Source organism: Planktothrix sp. FACHB-1355 (assembly GCF_014748295.1).
GTDB lineage: Bacteria > Cyanobacteriota > Cyanobacteriia > Cyanobacteriales > Aerosakkonemataceae > Aerosakkonema > Aerosakkonema funiforme_A.
Map to the genome: position 1 here is coordinate 1 of NZ_JACJUP010000609.1, position 4,116 is coordinate 4,116.

2 protein-coding genes and 2 pseudogenes are annotated in these 4,116 nt (G+C 45.4%); 2 read left to right on the top strand and 2 right to left on the bottom strand.

Translation table 11 applies throughout. The features are described from left to right. Positions 1 to 795, bottom strand: a pseudogene (locus H6S82_RS21550) (bifunctional metallophosphatase/5'-nucleotidase); the annotation flags it as partial. 532 nt (positions 796 to 1,327) lie between these two features. Here H6S82_RS21550 and H6S82_RS21555 point away from each other — a divergent pair. Both H6S82_RS21555 and H6S82_RS21560 read left to right on the top strand, forming a co-directional pair. Beyond that, positions 1,328 to 1,705, top strand: coding sequence for a hypothetical protein (locus tag H6S82_RS21555; protein ID WP_190464448.1), 378 nt, complete (start codon positions 1,328 to 1,330; stop codon positions 1,703 to 1,705). Between the two features lie 43 nt (positions 1,706 to 1,748). Then, entirely contained in the window at positions 1,749 to 2,072 is a 324-nt protein-coding gene (locus H6S82_RS21560; protein WP_190464449.1) for a hypothetical protein, read from the top strand. Between the two features lie 148 nt (positions 2,073 to 2,220). On the opposite strand, the pseudogene H6S82_RS21565 reads toward H6S82_RS21560, so the two are convergent. Beyond that, positions 2,221 to 4,116: pseudogene (locus H6S82_RS21565) on the bottom strand (MFS transporter); the annotation flags it as partial.

Here is a 4,116-nt window from a genome sequence, read left to right on the forward strand (position 1 = left end):
ATCGCCAACGCGCAGGCGATCGTTGCGATCGCATAACAGCGTGTGAGAACCCCCCGCCACAATTATATCCACACCCCGCAAACGCCCAGCTAAATTTACTTCAATATCCAACTGCTGCATATGAGCCAGCAGAATTATTTTGTTAATTCCTTGTGCAATGAGGGCATCAACTGATGCTTGAATAATCGCAGCTAAAGCATCTAAATCCGCCGAATTTGGCGGGAAAACTCCCACATCTCCAGTTGTAGAAATACTACGCAACATGGGCGTTGTCGCACCAACAACACCGAATCTTTCCGCCCCAACTGTAATTACAACACTTTTGGCAATACTATTAGGGATAGTGCTGGCTGCTTGATTATCCTGTACTACCAAATCCCGCAGACTGCTATCCGTAGCAAAATTCAAATTAGCACTGAGATAGGGAAACGACGTACCGGGATATGCTTTATCTTTGACAATTAAAGTTCTTACCTGTCTAGTACCTTGGTCAAATTCGTGGTTTCCGAAAACGCTGGCTTGGAAACCCATAGCATTGAGTATTGTAATATCGCCGCGCCCTATATCTTCCCTACCCAAAAGCGATTTGAGACTGGGGTCGCTGCTAGCAGCCAAAAAGGGGCCGGGAATATAATTGTCCCCTGAAGATAAAGTTAATGTTTGGTTGGGAAATTGCGATCGCAGTGCGTTGAGAACCGACGAAAACCTGGGAGCATCGTCTAAAGCGGGAATTCCCGCTTCAAAATCAGAAGCGTGCAACAACTGTAGCACGAAACTGCCAGGAATCGCACTCACTGCTACCGCCCGATCTTGAGATCGATCGGATTGGATTGCGAAGTAGTGTGGGAAAGCGCTCTCGAAGACTCCAGCTAGTAAATAGGTGCAGGTAAATAAAGTAAAAACGATAACAAGATGTCTAGCCAGCCTAAAACCTCTTCTGGTGAGGGTTTGAAAGCTATATAGTAGTTTGGGGATCTTCACTGCAATTCAAAAGGTAATCAGCCCGTATTGTCGATTAACGCAAGTTACTACTTATTTTTCAGGTTGTAGGGTCGATCGTATCATGTCATTACGCATCTATTGCCTAAAAAAATCGGGTTCTTCCGTACAAAGGTGTGCTAACTTAAGTTAAATTTGTCCTCTAGGCTTTGCTAAGTAAGGTTTTCAGATTATTTATACCTTAGTTTACCTATGACAACTTGCTTCTGAAGGGACAATCGCCTTGAAATCCCAGCTAAGTAAGAGTTAGGACACGAAAAAACTAATCATTTGGTACACTAAGTACGGAAAATCCGACATTTGAAGATAAGTTACACAGGTCAGCACTATGAGGAAAGTAGCAGAGTCTAAGAACCATCCAGAGATCGAGCAAGTCATTCTTTACGAACCTGAACTTGATGAAGGTGTATATGCTTTTCCACGCACATCACTCAATGATGGTTTTGCAATTGGTGATATTTTTTACCAAAATTGGCAGGATGCAGAAGAATCTTGCGAACAAGAATACGGAATTTCTAAGGATGACTGGAAAGTGATTCCCGACCCCCTACCAAACTGTCAACAAGACTGGATTGCACCAGTTCGAGTAATAGGTCGAAATACAGGAACACCGCAATGGGGAAAATTAGAGAAACTGATTGATGGTAAATGGGTGGAGATAGAGCTATTAGATGGAATGTGGGCGGAAAAAAATATTTCACTTTAGGTTACTAAGACCGGGTTAGATTATTTAAGAGGGGGTTAATACCATGACAATTCAGATATCAGTAGATGAAATGGAGCAATTTTTTAAGCGGTTAATTCAAAGAATAAAAGATGACAAAATTGATTTTATAGATGTGGAAACGGACTATTATTGGATTATTAATAGCGATGTGTGGGACAACTTTGACGTAACTCCTGATATATCTGTAGGTTCTCTTATAGATGACTGGAACTCTCTACAAAAAGTTTTAACATCCGAACAAATGGTAACTTACTTAGACTACGACCGTTTTGCTAGCATCCTTAGAGCGCTGTCTGAAACAATTAGCCCATTAAAGAAAAAAAATATTGAAAATAGTAGTCCTTAAATTATTAATTGTCTGTTGATTTAAGCGGATTGAACAAATAGAAGTCGGGGAATTGTCACGAAAGAATGACGACTGACCAAAAAAAGCCTCTCCCTTGTATCGCAGGAGAGGCTTACATCTGAGGTTAGCGGAGAAAATTTGTTGAATTTTACAAGCCTACAGCGATCGCACCGGCAATTGCCGAAGCCACGGCAGAAGTAAGCGCGGTGCCAAATAACCACCAAGAAGCACTTTCAGCCGCTTTGCGGGTTTCTTCGGCTTGTTTGGCGGCTTGGCGCTTCACATCTTCCACCCGTCGCTGCGCTTCTTGCTGAATGCGTTCTGCGCGTTGCAGTACGTTGTTGCGAGCGCCTTCGATTTGGTCGATCAAGCGATTGGCGTCAGCTTCAGAGATATCCTCGCGGGAACTCAAAATCGCTACCAGCGTATCGCGGTTGAACTGACTCAAACGATAGCGCAGAGCGTCAAAACCGGCTTGCGGGTCGTCAAACAACTGACGAACATCGCGTTTAATGCCATCATAGTTGAGTTCGGGCCGATCGAGAGAATTGAGGTAATTGCGGATTTGGGCAAAAACGCTGTCGATCGCATCTTGAATTTGGCGTTGAACGCTCCGCACTTGTTCCACAAACCGATCGCGCACGGCGAGGACTCGATCTACAATTTGAGCGGCTTCCTCTGGAGAAATATCCGGACGCTGAGACAGCAAGGATATCACCGTATCGCGGTCGATGCGAGCGAGGCGATCGCCCAAACTCTCCATCCCTGTACGGGGGTCGTGCAACACCAGAGACAAATCGCGCTTAATACCTTCTGGATTGAGAGCATCTTTACCGGTATTACGCAGGTAATCTTCCAAAGTAGCTTGGAAATCCCGCACAGTGGCTGTAGTCCGTTGCGCGAAGCGGCGAGGCGCTTTCACGATGCTGCGAATCGTATCCTGTACGCGATCGATAATTTGATTGACCTGTTCTTCGCTGAGGTCTTGGCGTTGACTGAGCAACTTCACCAGGGTATCGCGATCGACCTGAGATAGACGTGAGCGTAAAGCCAAACTACCTTCTTTAGGATTATTGAACAGTCTGGCTAAATCGCGAGAGATTCCTTCGGGATTGAGTTCTTCCTTACCGGTGTTCCGCAGGTAATCGCTAATCGCGGTCGTAACGCGATCGTACTGCTCTTTGGTTTTGTCAACCACAACTTGCGGTGCGTGGAAAACGTTATTCCAAGTTGATTGGACGCGATCGATAATTTGATTTACTTGGTCTTCGCTCAAATCTTGGCGCTGACTGAGCAGTTTCACCAAAGTATCGCGATCGAAGCGAGACAGGCGTGCGCGGATCAGGTAAGTTCCCGCCGTGGGATTGTTCAACAAGGTAGCCAGATCCCGCTTAATACCATCGGGATTGAGTTCTTCCTTGCCAGTGTTACGCAAGTACGATTCCAAATTCAACCACAATGCTTCTGCTTCCGCTTTGGCGCGGTCTTGCAGACCTTTGGCTTCCACGATCGCACGATCGCGAGTTTGTTCCAAATCGCCGATAATTCTATCTCTTTCTTCCGGCGTTATTTCTGGACGCTGACCGAGGATTTGCAAGAAAGCGGCGCGGTCAAATTGAGAGTAGCGATCGCGCAACTCTTCATAACTGGCATCGGAGTCTGAGAGAATTGCTTTGAAATCGCGTTTAATCGCATCTGAATTCAAATCTTCGTAACGAGTATCGCGCAGATAATTTTCTACTCGCGTGCGGAGATCCAGAGTTCTTTCTTCCTTCTCCCGATACTGAACGCTAGCGAGAACTTCTTGCCGAACTTCTTCTAAGCGATCGGCAATTTGATTGAGTTCATCTTGGGTAAACAAACCCCGCGACTGAAGCAAATCTACAAAATCCGATCGCTTGATTTGTTCCAGTTGACGGCGAACAGTTGCCGGATCGGCATCGGGGTCGTAAATTACCTGTCTGAATTCGTGCTTAATAGTTTCCCGGTTAAAGTGCCAGGGATAAGAATTGAGCAGGTAGTTTTCTACATCCAATCTAATCGT